We start from the raw sequence: 23,061 nt of genomic DNA, 5'->3' as shown, positions 1-23,061 counted from the left end.
ACGAAGATTACTTCGTTGCAGATTCGACGGAGATCAGATCCAGTCGCCCTGCTTCATATTTTGGAATGGCAACGTCGATCTTGGCGCGCTGCGTGGCGTTCAATGCGGCGAGTGTTTCCGGTGCAAGGTCGGACAATTTTGAAACCGAGGACAGTTCCAGGCGAGCACCGAAGCTCTCGTTCAATAGGTTGACGGCGATGTTCATCACCTCAATCAGGTTCTCGAACACATTCTCGGCCATGCGGCCCGCCTTCGTGGCGGCATTGGCCGTGGCGGCAGGAATGGCCGACAACGCGGCACCCGCACTATTCGCGAAGGCCAGGTCACAGGTCACCAGACGCTGCAGGTTGCCGGCATTGTCGTGGTACGAAGCGACCACGACACATTCCTCGGCGGGAATCCCGGCTTTTCTGAGCGTACAGACGGTGTCTGTGCCGAATAGCATCGTCAGCAGTCGTTTTGAATCGATCAATCCTGGAAGTCGCTTGGCTGCCACGGGAGCAATTGGCGAGGTATTCAACATAGATAAAATCTCCTTATTCGGAACTCGCGACATTCGCCTGGTATGCCGTTATGCCATCAGTGGTTTTAGTGCGAGTTCGATCGCGGCAAATGTAAAGGGCTTGACGATGACAAATGAGGCGCCCGAGTCGAGGGCTTCCTGATGGGTTTCGGGGCTGCTCTCTGACGTGATGAAGCCCAGGGGCACATTGCGACCTCGGCCTCGCAGGGTCTTCAGAAGTTCGATCCCTTTCATGTTGGGCATGTTCCAGTCGGACAGGACGATGTCGGGCGATTGCTGCTCGATGATCTCCAGTGCCTCGACTCCATTGGTGGCTTCAATCGCTTCAATGTTCGTAAAGCCCGCCTGGACAAGTGAACGACGAACAATCATTCGCATCGCCTTACTATCATCGACAATCAGAATCTTCATGGGTGGTCCTCATCTCACATGTGTCGCCGGATGACCGGGCGAATAAATTGACAAGCAGCGATCGCACTCGTGGTTGAAAACAGTGACCACTTCTTGCAATCGGCGATCCGTGATCGACTGACTAAACCGTGGCGGACTGTTCCACGTCTTGTGATGTCGTGGCGACTTCGCGAAGGACGATCGACAGGGGGTATCCGCAGCATTCAAACGTGGTACGAAGGCTTCCTTGCGGCAGCTTTTCAGGCCAGCCATCCGCCGAGCCAAAACTTGGCAGCGACAACGATGCTTCCTCGCCGATGCAGCCTTTCACGTTCCCGCCGATCATATTGGCGATCTCACAGAACGCGTCGCGGACATCGTCTTCAGAAAGACTTCCGCGTTCGGAATCGAACATGACTTCCGCGATGCGGGCCATCAAGTGGTCGTGTGCAAAGACTTCGACAATCGTGTGCTGGTCACCGAGAATCTCGACCGAAGCGACCAGTTGCCGAGCCGAATCGATGTCTGGACTAATGGGAAACAGGTCGAGTCCCAGCATTGATTGGCAAACGTCGACGGTGATCTGCTGCAGGTTCTGTTCGTCAAAAAGCATTGCGGGTTCCTTTGGAAGCCAACCGATCGCTGGTCACAAACAAGTGTCGTGACCCGTTTCTGGGATCCATCTGATCACGGCACAATTCGTCGAACTGACAAGCGAACGGTGCGCACCGAGATCGAAGCAAGAGACCGAAACGGATCGGTCTTGTGTCTCAAAAGGCGATTTGATCTGTGGAAGAACTTACGTGGAAAGCGGTGCAGAGACGCCGATCAACTGCAGTTTTTCAAGCAACATTTCGGGAGTGAATGGTTTCATCAGGAACTCGTCAACACCCGCAATCAAGGCGCGAGCCATCTTCGAGGGTTCCGTCTCGGTCGTCACCATGACCAGCTTAATTCGTTCGTAGGCCGGATTGGCGCGGACCGCTTTGACGAATTCGAATCCATTCATCTCCGGCATATTCCAGTCAACCAGAACCAGTTCGGTATCAGGTCGATCGGTCAGGCTTTTCAAGCCTTCGATGCCGTTTCCCGACTCGCTGATCTGAAAGCCGAGCGGCTCGACAATCTGACGCAGAATTCGTCGCATTGCACGCGAGTCATCCACAATCAGTGCGTTCATGGTTCACCTTTCTTTGACGATTGACCGGGGCGGCCGTCGGACAGGGGAGTTGTCTTCTCGAAGTCATCGACTGAAGCTGCTGACGATGAGAGTCGCCGTCGAGCGAAGGCTTCGATCAAATATCAGTCATGATGTGCGACTTGTCGAATTTTTTTGTTTCAATTTTGTCGGTTTATGAGAACGAGACAGTTGCGCTGAAGTGTCGCGGCACTCGTGCTTTTGCCAATGATGAAAGAGTCTGCGCGAATCGGACAGGATTTCACTTCTCGGGCTTATTTCGAGGGGGCAAAATGCATTAAATGGTTCGAGAAAAGTCGTGATGACTTTCATCCAACCGAGGGATCGGCATCGAATTGAATATCAGGAAAGCGCAATCAGGTCGCTGGTACGAAGGGGCGGTCTGGGGATGGGGTCTGGTTTCGTTGCCGTCGACCGAGTTCGACGAATGACCTGCCGACAACACGGCGAAACCTCTCATCCTTACAATCGAAGTTTCTCTGAATTTCGTGCGAAAAACGTTGAAGAAGTGATCGGTTTGTGCAAATAGAGCAAACGGCCGGAGGAGTTTTCCGACTCCTTTGATGACGTGCGACAAACATTCGCTCACGCAACGTGAAATCGCAATCCTGCTGTATCATTCACGGCCCGCCGTTGTACATCGCAATCGCCTGCATGCCTGCAGGTCAATATCTGGCGCGAATGGATTGCAGCAACGGACGATCTTGGATGTGCGTTGTCGCACGCGACGATTTATTGGTGACGTAGTCGGAGGTCGCAATTCATCAGTGAACGAGTCGGACCGATGTTTGCGTGGAAAACCACGGTGCTCGCGTGGTTGACTGACGCATCGCTTTAAGTTGGCGATTTAATTGGCGGTGAGCAATTCATTCGATGTGGCTCCCATGCGGCCTTTCATGACTCGAGATGTGATTCCAGCGGTAATCTCGCCCAGTGGCAGAATGTTGTCGGCCAGCCCGGCGCGTGCAACGAAACCAGGCATGCCCCATACGACGCTGGTCTCTTCGTCCTGGGCCAGAATCTGTCCATTTGCGGCGCGAATTGCCTCGCATCCGTGAAGTCCATCCTGACCCATGCCGGTCATTATCACGCCGAGAGTGGATGCCTTGTAAACCTCGACAACGGATCGAAATAAGACATCCACCGCGGGGCGGCAGGAATTCTCTGGGGGACCCTGGTGGAGTGCCAGAACGACGTCGGTTCCATCACGCTTGACGATCATGTGAAAGTCACCCGGGGCGAGATAGGCATGGCCAGCTTGAAGTCGAGTGCCAATCTCGGCCTCATGAACGCCGATGAGCGATTGCTTGTCCAGCCGTTCGGCAAGCAGTCGCGTAAACATGGGCGGCATGTGCTGCACAATGACGATGGGAACCGGAAAATTGGCGGGAATCTTTAGCAATACCTCACACAGGGCATTCGGACCTCCGGTGGAGACACCGATGGCGACGATTTCGACCTTGCTGAGTGGCCGCATGACCAAGGGGGCGTGGGGTTTGACAGGCAGCTTCGCGGCGAGAGGACCAGGTCTGAATCTGTTGACCAAGGCTTTAATCTTCGGGACCAGTTGATCCCGCAATGACTGTTGCGCAGCGGCCACACTGCCGACATTTGCCGGTTTGGTCACATAGTCGTTTGCGCCAAGTGTCAGAGCCTCCAGGGTCGTCGCAGCTCCGCGCTGCGTCAGCGTACTGAACATGATGACCGGGAGGCGTCGGTTGATTTTGCGAAGTGCGGCGAGTGTTTCCAGCCCGTCCATTTCGGGCATTTCAATATCCATTGTGACGAGATCGGGCTTTAGCAACTCGATTTTCGCGAGACCGAGTTTGCCATTGGCTGCGGTCCCGACAACTTCAATTTCAGGATCGGCAGACAAAACGTCCGAGACAATCCGGCGGACGACAACGGCGTCGTCGACGATCAGGACACGAATCTTACTCATGGTATTCCAATCTTCCCTGCATATGGCGTTGATTCAGTGCAACTGGTCGAACGCACAGGGACGTCTGTTTCGGTCCATTTCTCGTTCAGTGTGAAACGAGAGAACTCTGATGTGATATCCTGCCCATATGCGGGACAGTGCGGTCGTGCGACCGGATATGCTGATTGCGAATCGATCATTGATCCGATGTCGGCTAGGCTCCTCTGGCGATTCCTGGCCGAATCGGGGCGAAAACTCGATGATTCTCAGACGCTGGGGAAGTCAAAAGCCGATCGGCCCGACATCAAGGCACGTTTTCGTCGTCCCTTAATGGCAGGCCGGGTTTTCGAGACGACGACTGCACCATTATCGGATCGCAGACTCGTTCGGCTGCGATGCGTTTTGAGGAAATCGTCAGTTGTTCTCGTTAGCAGTCAGATTGACCGCGCGGTCACAGTCGAGATTCAACAGCAAACGCCCTTTCAACTTGTAGGTGCCGCGGATTAATTCCCGAACGACACCGCGCAAATTCTCGGGGGGTTGTTCAAATTCGTCGCTATTCACTTCCAGAACGTCACCGATCTCGTCAACCAACAGGCTCAGCGGCCCACTGTCAGTGCGGATGACGACATTCATCGGCAACCGATCTGCGGGCAGAAGTGGCAGATCCAACCGTCGACGCATATCAATCGCTGTGACGATTTGTCCCCGCAGATTGATCAAACCGCGAACGACGGGAGGGGCCAGTGGAACACGCGTCATTTCCTGATAGCGAATGACTTCCTGAACCTTTTGGACGTCGACGCCAAAATACAGGTCGTCTAAATAGAATGTACAAAGCTGACAGTCTGTGGACATATTACCGTTCCTGCCGAGTGTGTTCTGTATCAAGTTAAATGGCCAACGTCGTCGGAGGCGGTGTGAAGAAGTCTTGATCGGATGCGAGGATGAGATTGTGAATATCTAACACATCTGTCACTCGGTTCTGGATGACGGATGACCCCAGAACTCCCGGTCGCTTTCCTGTTTGTTGGATTGTGAGCGTTGTTTCGACGATATCGAGAATCCGGTCGACAACAAGACCGACGCTTCGGCCATTTTCGGAATAGACCACGACCTGCAGGTTCTCGAGCGTCGGATCGCTCGTGTGGCCGATCATGAGCGATTCGCCCAGATGGATCAGCGGCATGATCTGACCGCTGTACTGTACCACCTGCTTTCCGTCGGCCCATTCGATCGAACGAGTCGGAAGTTCTTCCAGACGCGACACCAGCGACAAGGGAATCGCCATGCGTTGTGTCTCTCCGAGTCCCAGCAACAGCAACGTGTGTTTCAGGCTGTCTGCTGTCGGTTCTTTTGCAGTTGCCTGGCTCTTATGGCGATCACGTGACGCGGTGACGATATTGGCGCGTTTGGCAATCCCCAGGACATCCAGAATCAACGAGACTGTTCCATCTCCCATGATCGTGACGCCAGCATAAGACGTGATCTCTTTCAAGTGGGGGCCAAGTGGTTTGACGACGATTTCCTCGGTGTCATTGATCTCGTCGACAACCAGGCCGAACTGACGATCTTCTGCATTCAGCACGACGATGTTGACCACCGATTCCTGGCTCAATTCAACACCGGATCGCGCTGGCCGCAATTGCAGTTGTTCGTCTAAATACAGCAGTGGAAGAAGATTGCCGCGTAACCGATAAACCGGTGCGTCGTGGATATGTTCGATATCTTTGCGGGCACGATCGCCCTCAAGGCGAACTAGCTCCACCAGACTGTTTTGCGGAATTGCGTAACGCTCTTTGTCGGCTGTGACCATCAGTGCCGGGACGATCGCCAGTGTCAGTGGAATCTTGATTCGCAGCGTTGTTCCCTCGCCGAAGTCGCTGTGGATGTCCAACGTACCACCGATTTTTTCGACGTTGGTTTTGACGACGTCCATTCCAACCCCGCGGCCTGACACGTTCGTGACCGCGGCGGCCGTCGAAAAGCCCGGTAGCAGAATCAGATTCATCAATTCTCGATCGGACATCGCCGCCGCCTGTTCGGCGGTAATCAGGCCTTGGCCGATTCCCTTCTCTTTCACGCGAGCGAGATTGATCCCGCCGCCGTCGTCACTGATTTCGATGTTCACCTGGCCGCCTTCATGGAACGCCCGTAACAACAGAGTTCCTTCTGCCGGTTTCCCTTTCGCTTCGCGAACTTCAGGTGACTCGATTCCATGATCGACAGAATTGCGAACGATGTGGGTCAGTGGATCGCGGATCGCCTCCAAAATCGTCTTATCGAGTTCGGTGTCCGCACCTTCCATCTTGACCTGGACTTTTTTCTTGCAGGTCATCGAGAGATCGCGGACAACGCGCGGCAGCTTGGCCCACACGTTCTGGATCGGTTGCATCCGCGTCTTCATAACGCCTTCTTGTAGCTCTGTCGTGATCAGGTTCAACCGCTGAGAAGCGGCAATCAGCGATGCATCCTCCGTCGATCGGCTGTATTGCAGGATCTGATTGCGTGCCAGGACCAGTTCACCGACCAGATTCATCAGGCGATCCAGCAACGTCACGTCGATGCGAATTGTGGAGTCACTCACCGACGACGGTTGGCCTTTTTCAAGTCCATCTCCCTCATTTGAAGGGATGCTTCTCGCGACAGTGTCGTGGTTTAAATCGTGATGAACTCCCTCGTTCGTCACATGGACATCGGCCTCGGAAAGGATCGAGGGACGTTGTGTCGTTGCACTGGAGCCATGGGTTTCGTGCAGTGCCGGAATTGCTTCGAAGGCGCGGGCGGAAGTTGCGGGCATTTCCATGACAGCTGTATTGGTCGCAACGTCATCCTGTTTGGCGGATTTCTTCCGGCGGCGCGTTGTGGCTCGAGCTTTCTTTGCGGGGGTCGCGTCCTGCTTCGACGCCGCGGGGGCCAACTCCGCGTCTGACATTGTCTCGACTTGCTGCGCGATCATCTCCAGGACCTGCGTGGCACGCTGGATTTCCATTGGCGTCTCCGCTTCGGCGGGGGGGGCCTCAAGGCCACCCGTCACCTGCAGATGCTCAAGAGTTGCGACCAACTCCGTATAGTCTGTGTCACCCTCACCCTGACCCGACTCGATGCTCGCCATGATCTTTCGCACTGCGTCGACCATCGCCAGCAGACCATTGGCAATCACATTATTCAGCCGTATTTTCCCGTCGCGCAGCATCACGAGCAGGCTTTCACCCACATGCGTGACATGCTCAAGCTTGTTAAATGCCAGGAATCCGGACGTCCCTTTAATCGTGTGGATCGCCCGAAAAACACTGCTCAAGCGGTTGCGATCGTCGGGCACTTCTTCCAATGCCATGAGATCTTGATCGAGACGATCGAGGTTCTCGTAGCTCTCGATGAGAAACTCTTTGACAATGTCATCAAGCAGATCCATTGGAGGAATCCTCGGGTGGTTCACATCAAGTTGTGATAGTGGAATCGGGTGCGCGATCGACGCAGGGGGGAAGACAGAGATGTCTCGTTCTATTGAGGATCGACACCTGAAGACTTTCCCCAGCTGGAAAAGTCTCCCCAGTCATTACGTTTTTACATCGAAGAGTCGCGTCTATCGGATGTTCTGGTCGTAAGGACCCAGGTTTCGATCTGCGCAGATGAATGCGGATTGACACCGAGGAAGGGGCTTTTTGGGGATGGCCCGTTGTACGAAATCCCTTCGGACGTGGTCCTCCACATCGTGGCGTGCGATACTCGATTTGTGAGCTACCTTGTTCATGAACACATCACTTCAAATTGAGTACTCGCCATGCCGCTGCAAGTCATCGACAACAATGTCTGGAACGTTGGCGTCGCACTCGCTGGGGTCGATGGTGAAGTCGCCGACTTGCGCGATCTCGCCGAGATTTGGCTGCGTCAAGCTCCGCGGCTTGTTGCGGACATCAAGGAAGGGCTGAAGCGACGCGACCTGCAGGGGGTTCACATCTCGGCACATACTTTGAAAGGATCGTTGCAGATCCTTTGTGCTGAAGAACTCGGTGCGGCAGCACGCGAGCTTGAATTGGCCGCGTTTGGTGGCAACGTTCCTGACGAAGACGAGCTGCTCATCCGTTTGGAATCGCAGCTTGCGGCTCTCTCATGCCAGGTCTCGAGATTTCTGAGCGATTCAACGGTTTCTCGTTGAAGGGCGATCTGCATCGTGCCGCGGCGTGGGATCGCGTGACGCTTGTGACAAAGTGCGAGGTGCCTGTCCCCGTTCGTTCCACAGGATGCTAGGCCGACTGTGGAATCAGACCGAGCAACGCGTTCATTTTGGTGAGCAAGCGATCGAGGTCGACCGGCTTGGTTTCGTAGTCATCGCAACCGGCCGCCAGAGCCTTGTCACGCTGTCCATCGAACGCATGAGCCGTTAGCGCGATCACCGGGATCTGGCGTGTGGCACGATCGGATTTCAAATGACGTGTGGCGTCCCAGCCATCGAGAATGGGAAGGCTCATGTCCATCAGGATCAGGTCAGGCAGTTGCGATCGGGCGGTTACGACACCCGCTTCTCCGTCATACGCGAACAGGACTTCAAAACCGCGACGCTGAAGGCGGCGGGACAGCATGTCGCGATTCATCTCATTGTCCTCAACGATCAAGATTCGGCTCATGTCAATTGTTCCTGCTTGATGGAGCGTTCGTGATACGGTCAGCAAACGGATGCGAGCGTTTTCCGTGCGAGCGGCGGCTCGATTGGTCGATGGTCGTCAGTCAGGAATTCATCTGCCGTGTCTGAATCGACATTTGAGTTGATTCCAGAACCGAACGAATGCGATTCCCCCTTCGTGCTGACGAAGTGGGCAGGAATGCAAACTGTGAAGGTGCTGCCGCGGCCGGGCACACTTCGAATGGATAACTCGCCGCCCAGCATGTTGCAGAAGCGTTTTGTGATCGCGAGTCCGAGGCCCGTTCCACCGAAGCGCCGGGTCGTAGTCGATTCTGCTTGCATGAATGGTTCGCAAATCCGCGAAAGCTGTTCCTCAGTCATTCCTATTCCAGAATCACCCACTTCCAGCACAAGATGTCGCCGATCGTCCGACTCGGTGAAGTTCGTGTTCAGTGTCACGATTCCCTCTTTCGTGAACTTGGCGGCGTTGCTGAGCAGGTTGAACAGGATTTGACGAATTTTGGTCGAGTCGGAAACGATCGTCGCGCCGCAGCAATTCGATTCCAGTATGAATCGGTTTCCGTTCTGTTCGATGGTCGGTCGAAGCGTTTCCGAGACTTCGTGAAGGAATGGTACGACTTCGAACGCCTCTGCAGTGACGTCCATCTTCCCCGATTCGATCTTCGACATGTCAAGTATGTCGTTGATCAACTGCAGTAGATGAGTCCCTGCAGAGCGAATCTTCATGATATCGGGCAGGAATTCGGTCTGACCCAAGTCTTGATACTCTTCGACCAACATCTCGCTATAGCCAATGATGGCATTCATGGGTGTTCGTAGTTCGTGGCTCATGTTGGCCAGGAACTGGCTCTTCGCGTCACTCGCCTGGGCTGCGGCGGTCATGGCTTGCTTGAGCCTGATCTCGCCGTTCGCTCGTTGAATCGCGAGCGCGATGCAGTTCGCGACCTGTCCGAGTTTTCGGAAGGCCCCGCTTGTCAGCGGACTTCTTGAGTAAATGGCGATGACGCCGACAACGCGATTTTCCACGACCAGCGGATAGCCCGCGAATTCGGTGATTCGTTCACGTTTGATCCAAGCGGCATTCTCAATACGTGGATCGGCGGTCACATCGTCGGAGTGATAGTTCGCTCGCTGTCGGGCGACGGCTTCGATTTCGACGCGGATCGTGTCGGTCCGGTGATGATCGGGGGCTGATGTCGTGAACTTGTCCGTTTGGGCCGCGAGCTCCAGTGACTGCGCTGTGTCGCTCATCGTCCAGATCTCGGCCAAGGCGATTTCGAGATGGCTGACGATCGCATCGGTGCAACTCCGCAGGATCGTCGTCAAACCTCCGGCGCTGACGAGGACTTGTCCGATTTTCGCCGCGAATTCGGCGAGTCTGGCCTGTTCTGCAAGATTTGTTTCAGCCAGCTTATGAAGGGTGATATCGCGAATCATCCCTGTGAATCGCGTTACGCCGTCGGCATGGACTTCGCTGATCGTCACATCGATCGGGAACGTCGTTCCGCCGCGTCGACAACCGACGACTTGCCGATCAAAACTCGCAAAGTGTGGTATGCCATGACTTGGACCGGGGCCGTCACAACTCTCCGAGTCTTTGACGCTCGAGTGTTCGACAATCAAGCTGACGTGTTGACCAATCAATTCGTCTTTGTGGTATCCAAACAACCTCTCGACCGCGTTGTTGACCGATTCAATTCGTCCCGTGCCGTTCATCGTCAGGATGCCGTCAGGGGCCGTATCCAGGATGGCACGAATCGCATTTTGACTGCGAGTCAATTCACGCTCGCTGGCGGCAAGCTCTTCCGTCCGGCTCTGGACTTCCGCTTCGATGACGTCGTTAGTCGATTCGAGCAGCGCCTGCTGCTGCGCCATGTTTTTCCATTCTTGTCTTGCCTGGTGACAAGACCAGATCAGAAACAAATCGGCGAAGATCACCCAACTGATTTGTTCGGTGAGTAGCCAGTCGTTGTTCGAATCGATCATCAGAAGTGACGTGGGGGCGTAGATCGCGGCCGCAATCGCCGTCGCCGTGACCAGGATATGCCAGTCACGATAAAAGGTGAGCAGCGTGAGTGACACTAAGATTTGAAGCGGAATTCCAATTTGTCCGGTCGAAGCGTGGAATAAGAACGCAGCGAAAAGCATTTGCGTGATCGCAATGGTATGCCGCGTCAAAGGGCGCGCCGGCCAGTACCATGCTGAGTAGAGCGGGGGACTGAGGAAGAACGCACCGATGATCGTTGCGGCAAAGCATCGGCCATGGAACTCGACTGATTCGCTCCAGCACGCCTTTCCAATCATGGCGGTGATGCCAAGCAGATATTCCAGAATCAGCAGCGCGGTGAAGAAACGATCCGCGCGTGTACGGATCGCGTCCTGGTATTGTTGGAGAATTTCGTCGCATCGGTCTTGTCGATTGCGCGTGGGATGGACCGAGAATCCGGAAGTCTTCATAAACGGCAACCGTTCACGGTTTGGGACTGACGCAATTTCATCGCAGAACGCGCGCGACGCCGCGTGGGACCTTTGCAACCAAGCCACCCTTCGCTGGCGAATCTGGGGTTGTTTCCCTCGTCGACAGGTGAAGGGTGACTCATCAATGTGTTCCGCCGACGAACCATTCACTGTGATCCAATGATTAACCAACGCCCCAGGTGGGCTCGGCGATCGCACGTTGCGAACGGGATGTTCCCTCAACGGGAATCGACCAGTTCATTTTCTCGATCATGACGGGAAGTTCGCGGTCCAGTTTCCGTTTCATGACATAGTTCGCGGCACCACCCCGAAGCGAATCGAGAACCAGCTCTTCACTTCCATTGGCCGTCATGATGATCACCGGCGTATCAATGCCCAGTTGCTGCACTTGTTGAAGTAATTCCAGGCCGTTCATGTTCGGCATGTAATAGTCGGTCAGTACCAGATCGAAACGTCGCTCTTGCAGCCGGATCAAGGCCTGTTCTCCGCTGGAGACATACTCGGCGTTCCATTCGCGAATCCGCTGAAGTCCTCGAAACATGCGTTTGACGTAGGCGTGATCCAGCTCGGAATCATCGACGACTAGGATTTCGGTCATGACGGATAGATCCTCTCTAAATGACTGGCGGTGAGCGCACCCCAATCGGTTGGCCCAAGAGCGACGAACGAACACTGCAAGTGCAGATACGTGACGAGAATTGACTTGGATATGAACGGGGCTGACGTTTCGACCACCGTTGCTGAACGCGAGGTGAGACTGAAGGACCGGAAATGACCGGTTCGAGATGCAGAACGATAGGACGTTGATTTGAAGGTGCTGCGTCGGGATTCGACGTTCCCTCGGCAATGCGCGGGAATGGGTTCCGCTCAAAGTCGAAAATGCCAAGGCTTTGAAAATGCCATGGTGCGTACTCTTCCTGTGAACAGGCAATTCGGATCGTTTCGAGACGGATGACGTTTGAACGGCTGCGAACGGTGAAGAATTCACCCTAGGTGCGGGTGGCGACTTCCAGAACGTCGAAAGAAATGGACTCGAAGGTGCGTTCCAACTTTTGAGCTGACGAGGACAACGGGGCGAACGACTCAACTCTAGGTCACATAAAGCTCAATGTGTTGTGAGTCTACGTCACTCAGGAAATTCCTGATGGCACATTTGCGCATTCGCCAACTGCCAATCGAAGTCGAGCTGTCAGTTCAATTCAGCAAGTTTTTGGCGATCTTCTGCCAATGCTTACGCGGGACTAGGCTGGATGCGCTTGAATTCGTCCAACATTTGAGTCAGATCGGCAATATTGACGGGCTTTACGAAATGGGCGTTGCATCCAGCGTCACGGGATCGATCTCGATCACCTTCCTGACCCCATCCCGTCAGAGCGATGACAACCATCTGCCGACCCCATTCTGCGGCACGGATCAGTCGTGTTGCGTCGAGACCGTTAAGTTGTGGCATTCCAACATCAATCAAAACGATCTCCGGCCGCCAGGTTTCGGCGAGTTGCACCGCTTCAAGTCCGTCGTAGCCAGTCCTGACGTCGTTTCCCATCAATCGAAGTACCATCGCCAAACTGTCGGCGCCGTCACGATTGTCGTCGACGACGAGAATGCGTCGAATGGACACAGAAGAAGTTGGATTGCTGTCTGCCTCAGGCGAGACATCCACGTTTTCATCGGCGAGTGCCGTCAGCGTGACCGAGAATGTGCTTCCGAGTCCTGGGCCTCCACTCATCGCGGTGACTTGACCACCATGCATTTCGACGAGCCCTTTGACGAGAGCCAATCCGATTCCCAAGCCTCCTGTGGAACGTTCGATGCTGCGGTCGACTTGTGAGAACATGTCGAAAATGTTGACGAGCGATCCGCTAGGAATTCCAATGCCCGTATCGCGCACCGAGATTTTCACGCGCGAATCATTCCGTTCCACAGTGATCCAGATTTTTCCTTTCGTCGCCGTATACTTGGCACTGTTCGTCAGTAAATTCCCGAAGACTTGTGCCAGTCGCGTCATATCAGCGTCCAGGAATACAGGCCGCTGTGGCACCGAAACCGTCAATTCGTGCTGTCCGGCATCAATGAGCGGACGGGCTGTCTCGATTGCCGCATCGACGACGTCAGCCAAATTGATCCTCTCACGTCGCAAATCCATCTTGTTACGGCTGATTCGTGAGACATCCAGCAGATCGTCGATCAGCCTGACCATGTGCGACAGCTGTCGATCCATCATCTCTCGCGCTTTCGCGACGGCCTTCGCGTCCGCAAATTTCATGACTTGAAGGCCATTTCGAATCGGGGCAAGTGGATTTCGCAATTCGTGAGCGAGCAGTGCGATAAAGTCGTCCTTCTTTCGATCGGCTTCGCGCAACTCCTTGATCAAGCGCATCCGCTCGTAGGCCACCGTGACGTAACGGCAGATCGTTCGCAGGAATTCCAGTTCATCCGTTTCAAACTCGTCGCGCGTCCGGCTGGCAAATGACAGCGTTCCGAGTAGTTGGTCCCCGGCGATCAATGGGTTGCAGGTATAGACGCGAACACCAAAGCCCTTGACGAGCTGAACTCGCGGGTCATCTGAGTCTTGAATGAGGGTCGCCGTAATTGGTTGGCGTTGCGCGGCCACATTTCCGCAGATCGCCTGACCAAATTCGAGACGCTGGATCGCTCGGGCCGACTCTTCAGAAATTCCGACACACGATTCAAGCCGCAGGGCATCCCCTGTCTCGTTGACCATGAAATTGAAATAGGTGTCGAGCCCGAAATGCGGACGCAACTTGTCGAACAGCCCATGCAGCATGACATCGGGATCTTCCGTGGTGAGCAGAAGCGACGCGGCTTCCCAGAGCAGCCATAAACGTTGTGTTTGTTTTCGCAAATCGTCTTCGATTTTCGTGCGTTCCGTGATATCACGAGTTGTGCCGGCCACCGCTTCTACATCTCCATTCGCACCCAGAACCGGCACAAATATATAGTCGTATGTTCTTCGACCTTCCGTGCCGTTGAATGGCACTTCACCGCGAATGGCCTTCTGAGAGGCAACGACCTGTTCGATTTCCCGATCGTGCATTTCCGCATGCCAATCGGGATAGCCCAGCTCAAGGCAGTTCTTGCCAATCGCTTCGTCCCATGTTCGCCCCCACATTCGCAGTAACGAATCGTTTGCATAGACAAAGCGATGCTGCAGATCGAATACGTAGGCCAGGTCGGGCGTGGTCGACAGAACAGCATCGTAAAATCGTCGTTTGCGATCAAACTCTTCTGTCGCCAGTAGCAAATCCTCTTCAGCGCGCTTTCGCGCCGTAATATCGATCACCACTCCCGGAAATCGTCGGGGGGCCAGATCCTTGTCACATTCCACTTGCCCCCGCGCTGTGACCCACTTCCAAGTTCCATCGGGTTGAGAGACACGGTAGTCGGCTTCGTAGCTGGTGCCCGTTTCGACTGCACGATTCACAAGATTGCTCACCCGTGCCCGATCATCGGGATGAATGGAAAGTACGATGTTTGAAAGCGGTCCACCGTTCACCTCGTCCGCCGATACCGAAAAGATCGATGCCAAACTGGCGTCAGCATAAAATTGATCCGTGGGGATGTTCCAGGTGAACGTCCCGATGGCGCTCGCCTTAAGAGCCGCTTCCATGCGTGAACGAACGTCGCGCAGGTCATCTTCGATCGATTTGCGTTCCGTAATATCGGTGCCCGTCGCAGCGAGAAACAGGATCTGCCCACAATCGTCAGTGATGGGGGAAATTCTTAGGTCCAAATTGCGCGACGTACCGTTCGTCACGCAATACGTCGTTTCAGATCGAAACACCTTGCCATTCGCGGCCTGTTCGCATCCCGTTCGAATCTGTCTCACGAGTGAATCCGAACTGTTCCACCAGCCGCACTCCCAAAACGGACGATCAACGGTTTCCTGCCGGGTCAATCCGCAGGCATCCAGACATTCACGGTTCGCGTCGATCGTGGTGCCATCGAGTGCCAGAACCCATGCGAAATTGGTTCCTTGTTCGAAGAACGCGCGAAATTTGGCGTTGGCCGCGGCCGCTTGTTCCGAAGTGGTCGCATGCTGCAGGAGTGCCGCCTCTGTCAGTTTGTGTTCGGTAATATCCCGCGCCGATCCCGCTATGGCTTCGAGATTCCCCACGTTTCCCATGACGGGGACGAAAATATACTCATACGATCGCGAGGTAGTGTGATCGACTGTCTCTCCACGCACGCTGCGACGCGTCTCAATCACTTCGCGAATCTCGTCCTGAAGTCGCGTCGCTGTTTCATTCGCATCGTTAAGCTCAACAAACGTCTTGCCCAACGCTTCGGCGTTTGTCTTCTGCCACAACGCCAAGAGCGATGCGTTGACGAACCTGAAACGCCCTTCGAGATCGAGAACGAAATTGAAATCGGGAGTATTGGAGAGCACCGTTTCATAGGTGCGGCGCTGCCGGTCCGTTGCCTCATAGACTGACTGCATTTCGAATGCAGTGGCGCAGAACTGTGTCAGACTGGTCAGGATGCGCGCGTCTTCGGAATCGAACGAGCGTCGGGACTCGTGAATCGCAGCCCAGACTGTGCCAATTAACTGCCCGCGTCGTGAAAAAGGCACCAATAACAGCTCACGAATCGGAGATCCCATTTCAGAAATGTAGGGAAAGTAACGTGCGGGGTCCCTCATCAATTGAGGATCACCACGCTCAAGCACGATACCGCAGGGACTGAAGTGTCTGGGCATCGTGCCATTGACGAATTGGGCGAATGCGCCGGCTGTAGCATGCCAGCGAAAAACCTCTTCGGCGCCATCGGTATCGAGCAAACTCACTCCGGCCGATTCGGCATGGCACAGATCCAGCGCTGTTTCTGTGAGTAGATTCAGCAGCGAATTCGGGGCTGCAATCATCGCCTCGCTGAAACGAAGCAGTGCCCGATTCTCAGCGGCAAAATCCGGAGGCCGTGATGGGCGCGATGCGAACTCGTGAGTTATCAAAATATCATCAATGCTGCCTACGGGCGGCACGGGAGTTTTGATCATTCGCCAAAGCCTTAGACGATCTCAGAGTGTAATTTCCGATTTTGCGAATTATAGAAATCCTCTGAAAATCCAAAAGGATGATCAAGTATTCAGATTGCCTAAGCTCAAGGCGTCATGCCTTTAGTCGGTCCGTGTTTGCGATTCCTCATTTTTTTGAACAATGCGAATCACACGCCGGAAGCTGTCATTCGAAGCTGGCGAAGATGCTTTTCGACGATGGAAACGTGTCGTGATGAGGCGAGCTCTGCATTGACCTTCGGGACGATTGCCCCAAGGTGTCTACTGATGAAGCCTGACGTGATCGAGACGATCCGTTCGGGAGTTCGCCTTGACGTCACCTCGATCAGTGACCATCGTAAACTGGATTCTGTGCCACGTTCTGCGTTCGGCAAAATCCTTTTGATTTTCAAGGTCGTGCCCCGTGACGAATCTGATCAATCCGTGGGGAATGGTATCTCGTCGTCGCGCTCTGCAAATCGGTACCTCCGGAATTCTTGGCCTGTCATTGCCCACCTGGAATGCCCTTCAGGCACAGGCCGCCCGTGTTGCCCAACGAGGTGCCGCGAAAAATGTCCTCGTCGTGCTTGAGCAAGGTGGGCTCTCACACATGGATACGTGGGATCCCAAGCCCGAGGCACCCGTCGACCATCGCAGTCCGTATCGACCAATTTCGACTAGTGTCAGCGGAATTCAGTTCACCGAACTTTTGTCGCAGACATCTCGTGTGGCGGACAAACTGGCGATCATTCGTTCGATGCGACACCCCAAAGCCGGGGCGAACGAACACCCTGGGGGAACGCAGTACATGCTATCGGGAACTCATCCGAGCAATCCACTTGAGATGCCTGATATCGGATGCGTTGTTTCCAAGATTGCGGGATCAGAGTGCCGCAACTTGCCTGCTTATATCATGGTGCCTGGAAACGACGAACAGAATGCCGCGGCGCGAAACGGGTTCCTGCCTGCCGCGTCGCGCGTGTTCAAGACCGGCGGAAGCGACCTTTCGCATCCACAGTGGAAAGTCGCCGATTTGTTGCCCTGTGGCGAGAATTCGGGGCGACGATTCAATCATCGTCGGGAAATTCTTTCGTCGCTTGATCGAGACTTTGCGAAACAGCGTGATTTCGAAGGAATGGACCGCTTCTATTCTCAGGCCTTTGAAACCCTGACAAGCGACGGTGTCGAAAACGCATTCAAGTTGTCGAACGAATCACCGCAAACGCGCGAACGGTATGGCCGAGGACACCGTGGTGCCTGCTATCTGGTTGGTCGCAAGCTGATCGAAGCCGGAGTTCGTTTCGTCACGGTCGATGTTCGCTGGCCACTGACCGAAGAAACCCCCGGCGGATTCAATCTGAACTGGGATCATCATGACGCCATCTACGCCAGCGGTTCGTGCGGGACGATTCGTGACAAAGCGGGGGGAGAAGGTCGGTACGGGATCGGACACTGGGTCATGATGGGCAGTACCGATCAAGCTTTCGCCGCGCTGATTGAAGATCTTGATCAGCGCGGGTTGCTTGCCGAGACGCTCGTTTGCTTCATTACGGAATTTGGACGGACGCCCCGAGTCAATTCGTTCGGCGGTCGCGATCATTGGACAGAAGCCTATTCGATCGTGATGGCCGGTGCCGGTGTGCCTGGGGGGCGAATCATCGGGCGAACCGACAGTGACGGTGGCTACGTTCTGGATGACCCGCATACACCCGAGGACTATGCGTCCACAATTTACGAAAAACTGGGAATCAATCGATCCATGCCGCTCTACACCTCCGCCAATCGACCGGTGTTTTTTGGTCATGCGGGCGAACCGATCGCAGGTGTGATGACGTAACGCTCCAACCGATGGACGTCCTACGCTCGTCAGCGCCGTCTGTGATCACAATTGCGCTGTTTGTCGGGCTCAATTGAGGCGTTTCGGCGTTTCACTTTCGGTGCGGTGCTGGCGAAGTGGATGATACGCCAGCTATCCTGTCACCAGATCATTTTTTCTCTGGAGTCAGGTAATGACATTTCGGCCCTCGTGGTTTCCCGGTCTCTCGTGTTCGTTTCTTCTGTTGGCCAGCGCGGCAATGCTTCTGCCTGGGTGCGGCAAGGGAGCCGCTACGAAACCAGGAGGCACCACGAACGCGACGACCGATGTGACGTCAGACGACGGAAGTTTTTCCATTCCGGATGGAACCCCGCGTGAGATCCTGGAATTCGCTAGCGAGCTTCAGCAAAAACGACCTCAGTTCAAGCAGCAAAGCGAAATGCTTGAATACGTGGTGAAGACACAGCGGACACTGATGAAGGCCTCGGACAAGGTGTTGAAGATCTCGAAGGATGATGGAGAACTCGCCGACGCTGTTCGTTTGAAATTCTTCACCTTGATCGGTGTCGCTGCAGGGCAAGATCCTGCCGCGCCTGCGACCAAAACGGTGGCCAAACAAGCTTTAGAATCCGTCAATCAGTTCCGCGAAGATCCGCGAAAAGCGGTCGCCGACGCGGCGAACGAGTTTTGGATTGCCGCGCGTGCGCTCAACCTCGTGTCGATGACGCCGGACGAGCGGACTATGCTTATCGATGACGCGGTCAAACTGGTGACAGACTCAAATTTCTCGATGGCCGCCGTGCGCGATGCCAGTTTTCTGACGGATCAGTTGTCGGCCAGTAGTGACGTCGAAGCCTCGGCCGCACTTTGCGAGCGATTGGGGAATCTGCTGGTCGACGCATCCGAACCGAGAATGAAAAGTCTTGCCTCAATTTTCCGCGGAAAGGCCGCGCGCCTGCGACTGCCCGGCGGAACGCTGGAACTGTCGGGCAAGTTGATCGATGGTGGTGATCTCGATTGGGCCTCGTATCGTGGGAAAGTCGTTCTGATCGATTTCTGGGCCACTTGGTGCCGACCGTGCCTGGCGGAATTGCCCAATGTCGAAGCCAGCTTCGCGATGCATCACAAACGCGGATTCGAAATCATCGGGATCAGTCTCGACTCCGACCGCAAAGCATTGCAGAAATTCCTGGACAAGAAGCCGCTGCCTTGGGTGCAGATGTTCGAAGAGCCCCCTGCGGGAGCGGATGGTTGGCAGCATCCGATGGCGGAAAAATATGGGATCTCGCAGATTCCGGCCACGATTCTGGTTGATCAACAAGGTAAAGTGGCTGCATTGGATTTGCGTGGCGAAGCACTCGACAAGCAGATTGCGCGGTTATTGGATGCCGCCAAATGAATTCGTAAGTGAGTGCGGGCGCGCCTCGCAGCTCTGATGCGAAAGAGGCGCCGCCGCCCGTATTGAATGTCCCACGGCAACGACAGTCAGGATGACGCGCTTTGACCGTTCGACTTGAGGAACGAGATCGATGTTACGTTCAGTTTTCCTGATGTCATGTGTGTTGCCGCTCGTTTCGCTTGCTGCCGATTCGGACCAGGTTCCCAGCGCCCTGCAGCCCGAGAATCTGTTGCAGCCAGGGCATTCGCTGCATGGTGAGGCCTTCGATGAAGGACCACGACGTGCTGCAACGCTACTTGGAAACACCGGCCGCGTCGTGTTCCCCATTACAACGACCAATCCTCTGGTTCAGCAATACTTCAATCAGGGGATTGGCCAACTGCATGGATTCTGGTATTTCGAAGCCGAACGATCGTTTCGTCAGGCGGCGAAACTCGAGCCGGCCTGCGCCATGAACTATTTCGGAATGGCGCTGGCGAACACGAACAATGACAAACGTGCCAAGGGGTTCATCGCCGAAGCCGTCAAACGAAAAAGTTCGGCATCGGAACGCGAAAAGAAGTACATCGAAGCCCTCGACGCCTGGTACGGTGCCGATGCGGGCGACGAAAAAAAGAAAAAGAAGCGAGCTAAAGATTTCGTCCATGCGATAGAGGAAATTCTCTATCAGTATCCTGATGATCTCGAAGCCAAGGCGATGCTCTGCTTGACGCTCTGGCAAAAGCGGTCCGATCTGGATGCCGGAAGCGACTTCGCGCTCGATGCCTTGATGAATGCCGTGCTCGCCGTCAATCCCTATCATCCGGTGCATCATTTTCGCGTGCACCTCTGGGATAACGACAAAGCGAAGCTCGCCGTGAACTCCGCCGAACGTTGCGGACTGTCGGCTCCGGGCATCGCCCACATGTGGCATATGTCGGGCCACACCTATTCGGAACTGCATCAGTATTTTGATGCGGCCTGGCATCAGGAAGCGTCAGCCAGAACCGACCATGCCTATATGATGCGAGACGGAATCTTTCCCGATTGGATTCACAATTTTGCGCACAACAACGAGTGGCTGGTCAGGAATCTTCAATATCTGGGACGCATCCACGATGCCATTCAACTGGCGAGGAACACCACCGAATTGCCTCGACATCCGACGCTGAATGCGTTTCCGGGGTCGAAAAGTGCCCACTTCGGTCGATTGCGACTCTTCCAGATCTACACGCAATTTGAACTGTGGGATCAACTGATTGCCGATGCACAAACCAGTGTGCTGGAACCGACCGCTGATGAGACTGAGCAGATCAAACATTTCCGCCATCTTGGTCGCGCCTATTTTCGTCGCCACAACCTCGAGCAGGGACGAGTTCAACTGACTCTGCTCGAGAACAGGTTGCAGCGCATTCAACAGGATACAGATGCCGCGATCGATACGGCCGAAGCGAAATCCCGGTTTGAGGGAGGCGATGCCAAAGCGGTTGAGAACAGTCGAAATCAGGCAAAACGAGCCACCGCCGAAAAACTGAAGAACCTTGAACGGGCCACAGACGAACTACGTGGCTATCTGCTACTCGAAGACGGCAAGATCGCCGAGGCCCTGACACGATTCGAGAAGGCGAGCGATGTCGACGAGGCGTACCTGGCGGATGTTGAATTCCGCGCGGGGAAAACCGAGGAATCTCTGAAGCGATTGCGGGAATGGGTGGACCGATCCAAAAATCAGGTGCGCCCGTTGGCCGCTTTGGTCGAAATGCAGTGGCGCCAGGGAAAGAAAGAGGAGGCGAAGAAATCACTGCAGACATTGCGCGAGATTTCGGGGGTGATCGACCTCGATATTCCGCCGTTTGCGCGACTGACGCCGATTGCCAGTGAATTGGGATTCGCCACAGATTGGCGATTGCCCAAGCCGGTGGCGCGCAACGCCGCCGAACTGCCAGACCTTTCGACCTTGGGACCGATCCTGTGGCAGCCGTCCGCAGCCCCAGATTGGTCTCTAGACGATGGCACGGGACAATTGCATGCGATGTCCGGGTATCGCGGCAGGCCGATCGTCGTGATCTTCTATCTCGGATCGGGCTGCCTGCACTGCGCCGAGCAACTTCAGGCGTTTGCCCCGAAACACAAGTTGTTCACAGATCAAGGGATCTCGCTGGTCGCGATCAGTACCGATGACGTTAAGAATCTCAAAAAATCGCGAGATCGTTACGACTCGAACGAGAAATTCCCGTTCCAACTGCTTTCGGATGCCTCGTTGGAAACGTTCAAACGGTACCAGGCCTACGATGATTTTGAAAACGTTCCACTACATGCCACTTATTTAATCGACGGAGAAGGTCGCATCCGCTGGCACGACATCGGTGCAGAACCATTCATGAATGTCGAGTTTCTGCTGGGAGAATCGAAGCGCCTCTTGAATCCGAATCACGTCGAACGTCCTGTCGAACCGACATTGCGCGACGTCAACGGACCTGCCGACGCAGCGAGCCCACGAAATCTGTTCCCGCCGGCCAGCACACCGCCTCAGAAGCCACCCGCACCCGCACGAGCCGAAGTCGCCGTCGGGGCATGACGCTCTCTTCGTCAAACCGCCGCCTCGCTCAACCCCTCGTGGCTCAATCCCTCGTCGTTTCACTGCGACGCGAAGAGGAGGGCATACTTCCACACACACGCCACCCGAACCCACCACAAAAAACAAACGCGTCGCAACCAAGGTCACGACGCGTTCGAAATCGATTTCAAATTCAGGCTGCGAAGACGACGGTCAGAGCAGCGTTTCCAGCAGCATGCGAATTTTTCGGAGCTCCAACGCACGTTCCTGGCCTTGCAGCCATTCGGGCAGGATCTCGACCGACAAGGCGCGATTGTAGTTGAACCGTCGCAACTGGCTGACAATCCGGCTGTAGTCTACGTCACCCAGACCCACGGGGACCTGTACCTGACTTGGCGTCGTATCACGCAGGTGGACGTGATAGACGTATGGGAACACTTGATCGTAGCTCTGGCCAGCGAAGCGGCCGCAGATGTAGTAGCTGACGTCCAGTGTCAAACCGAGACCGGGGACTGCCTGACAAAGTTCCACGGCGGTTTGTGGATCTTCTGTCAAATGGCCGGTCTTGGTCTTGAGTGACAAACGAATGCCCGCCGAATTCGACGCGGCCAGTCGGCTGCGCAGGCGGTCGATCTCTTCGTTGAACGGAGTTCCCAGCGTTGCCGCTGGAATCGTGATCTGCGTGATCTTGAGCATCTTCGAAACCTTGCACAGGTTCTCGAAGACATCCAGTTGCACATCTTCTTGCAGATTAATCGCAATCGGTGTCAGGCGTGTCGTTTCACGATACACCTGAAAGAATTTGGTTGGCGACGCCGCAATCTGGGATGGTTTGAGATGATCACTCGACTCGTTGAGCCAAAGTTCGATCTTGTCATACCCCAGATCCGCAGCCTGCTGGCAGGCTGCAGGGAAGCTGCTGTCTGAAAAACATTGTGATGATACTGCAACGAACACTCACCTACACTCCTTTGAACAGGGCGATCGCAAATCACCGCGACCCGAGCCGGCTGCAATCCACACGGCAATAACCCTTGAGACCTCTGTCAAAATACTCCGATTAGGGGATTTCTGCAAGAACGGCTGGTCGTTCATGTCGTCCGGTTTGAATGTTCTTTGAGGAATGTTCGTACTTTGACGACGA

General features: G+C 54.9%; 16 protein-coding genes. 4 read left to right on the top strand and 12 right to left on the bottom strand.

The window, feature by feature from the left end:
• Positions 1-7: 7 nt before the first annotated feature.
• The 7 genes from OSO_RS0107650 to OSO_RS0107600 all read right to left on the bottom strand — a co-directional run bounded on the left by OSO_RS0107650 (position 8) and on the right by OSO_RS0107600 (position 7,447).
• Positions 8-523, bottom strand: a complete 516-nt coding sequence (locus OSO_RS0107650) for a hypothetical protein (protein WP_010582848.1) — start codon at positions 521-523, stop codon at positions 8-10.
• Between the two features lie 48 nt (positions 524-571).
• A complete protein-coding gene (locus tag OSO_RS0107645) occupies positions 572-934 on the bottom strand; it encodes a response regulator (protein WP_010582847.1) in 363 nt (120 codons plus the stop codon).
• A 121-nt stretch (positions 935-1,055) separates the two neighbouring features.
• Entirely contained in the window at positions 1,056-1,526 is a 471-nt protein-coding gene (locus OSO_RS47610) for a chemotaxis protein CheX (protein WP_010582846.1), read from the bottom strand.
• Between the two features lie 186 nt (positions 1,527-1,712).
• Positions 1,713-2,093 (bottom strand): response regulator, encoded by a 381-nt coding sequence (locus OSO_RS0107635; protein WP_010582845.1) that lies wholly within the window; start codon positions 2,091-2,093, stop codon positions 1,713-1,715.
• Between the two features lie 865 nt (positions 2,094-2,958).
• Positions 2,959-4,053, bottom strand: coding sequence for a protein-glutamate methylesterase/protein-glutamine glutaminase (locus tag OSO_RS0107615; RefSeq protein WP_010582842.1), 1,095 nt, complete (start codon positions 4,051-4,053; stop codon positions 2,959-2,961).
• Between the two features lie 393 nt (positions 4,054-4,446).
• Positions 4,447-4,890 (bottom strand): chemotaxis protein CheW, encoded by a 444-nt coding sequence (locus tag OSO_RS0107605; protein WP_010582840.1) that lies wholly within the window; start codon positions 4,888-4,890, stop codon positions 4,447-4,449.
• Positions 4,891-4,924: 34 nt separating this feature from the next.
• Positions 4,925-7,447: a chemotaxis protein CheA gene (locus OSO_RS0107600; RefSeq protein WP_010582839.1), complete on the bottom strand. Its 2,523-nt coding sequence runs from the start codon at positions 7,445-7,447 to the stop codon at positions 4,925-4,927.
• A 369-nt stretch (positions 7,448-7,816) separates the two neighbouring features.
• On the opposite strand from OSO_RS0107600, the gene OSO_RS0107595 reads away from it, so the two are divergent.
• Complete coding sequence (locus OSO_RS0107595) at positions 7,817-8,191, top strand: Hpt domain-containing protein (RefSeq protein WP_010582838.1); 375 nt, start codon at positions 7,817-7,819, stop codon at positions 8,189-8,191.
• An 88-nt stretch (positions 8,192-8,279) separates the two neighbouring features.
• Here OSO_RS0107595 and OSO_RS0107590 read toward each other — a convergent pair whose 3' ends face one another.
• The 4 genes from OSO_RS0107590 to OSO_RS51710 form a co-directional block, all read right to left on the bottom strand.
• A complete protein-coding gene (locus tag OSO_RS0107590; protein WP_010582837.1) occupies positions 8,280-8,660 on the bottom strand; it encodes a response regulator in 381 nt (126 codons plus the stop codon).
• Between the two features lie 38 nt (positions 8,661-8,698).
• The gene (locus OSO_RS47605) at positions 8,699-11,134 is read right to left on the bottom strand and encodes an ATP-binding protein (protein WP_029246757.1); all 2,436 of its coding nucleotides are present in this window, start codon (positions 11,132-11,134) and stop codon (positions 8,699-8,701) included.
• Positions 11,135-11,318: 184 nt separating this feature from the next.
• Positions 11,319-11,753 (bottom strand): response regulator, encoded by a 435-nt coding sequence (locus OSO_RS50690; RefSeq protein ID WP_010582835.1) that lies wholly within the window; start codon positions 11,751-11,753, stop codon positions 11,319-11,321.
• A gap of 633 nt (positions 11,754-12,386) precedes the next feature.
• Positions 12,387-16,169 (bottom strand): PAS domain S-box protein, encoded by a 3,783-nt coding sequence (locus tag OSO_RS51710; RefSeq protein ID WP_010582834.1) that lies wholly within the window; start codon positions 16,167-16,169, stop codon positions 12,387-12,389.
• 421 nt (positions 16,170-16,590) lie between these two features.
• Between OSO_RS51710 and OSO_RS0107560 the strand changes: the two genes are divergently transcribed.
• The 3 genes from OSO_RS0107560 (at position 16,591) to OSO_RS42580 (ending at position 21,938) form a co-directional block, all read left to right on the top strand.
• Entirely contained in the window at positions 16,591-18,003 is a 1,413-nt protein-coding gene (locus OSO_RS0107560) for a DUF1501 domain-containing protein (RefSeq protein ID WP_010582832.1), read from the top strand.
• 172 nt (positions 18,004-18,175) lie between these two features.
• Positions 18,176-19,381 carry a TlpA family protein disulfide reductase gene (locus tag OSO_RS47590; protein ID WP_010582831.1) on the top strand — a complete coding sequence of 402 codons (1,206 nt, stop codon included), beginning with the start codon at positions 18,176-18,178 and terminating at the stop codon, positions 19,379-19,381.
• Between the two features lie 130 nt (positions 19,382-19,511).
• Complete coding sequence (locus tag OSO_RS42580; protein ID WP_010582830.1) at positions 19,512-21,938, top strand: peroxiredoxin family protein; 2,427 nt, start codon at positions 19,512-19,514, stop codon at positions 21,936-21,938.
• A 192-nt stretch (positions 21,939-22,130) separates the two neighbouring features.
• Here OSO_RS42580 and OSO_RS0107545 read toward each other — a convergent pair whose 3' ends face one another.
• Positions 22,131-22,874 (bottom strand): sugar phosphate isomerase/epimerase family protein, encoded by a 744-nt coding sequence (locus tag OSO_RS0107545; RefSeq protein ID WP_010582829.1) that lies wholly within the window; start codon positions 22,872-22,874, stop codon positions 22,131-22,133.
• Positions 22,875-23,061 lie beyond the last annotated feature (187 nt).

The sequence above is a fragment of the Schlesneria paludicola DSM 18645 genome, from assembly GCF_000255655.1.
In the GTDB taxonomy this organism is placed as follows: Bacteria; Planctomycetota; Planctomycetia; order Planctomycetales; family Planctomycetaceae; genus Schlesneria; species Schlesneria paludicola.
Note: the sequence above shows the minus strand (reverse complement) of the source record. Positions and strands in the feature narration are given on the sequence as shown.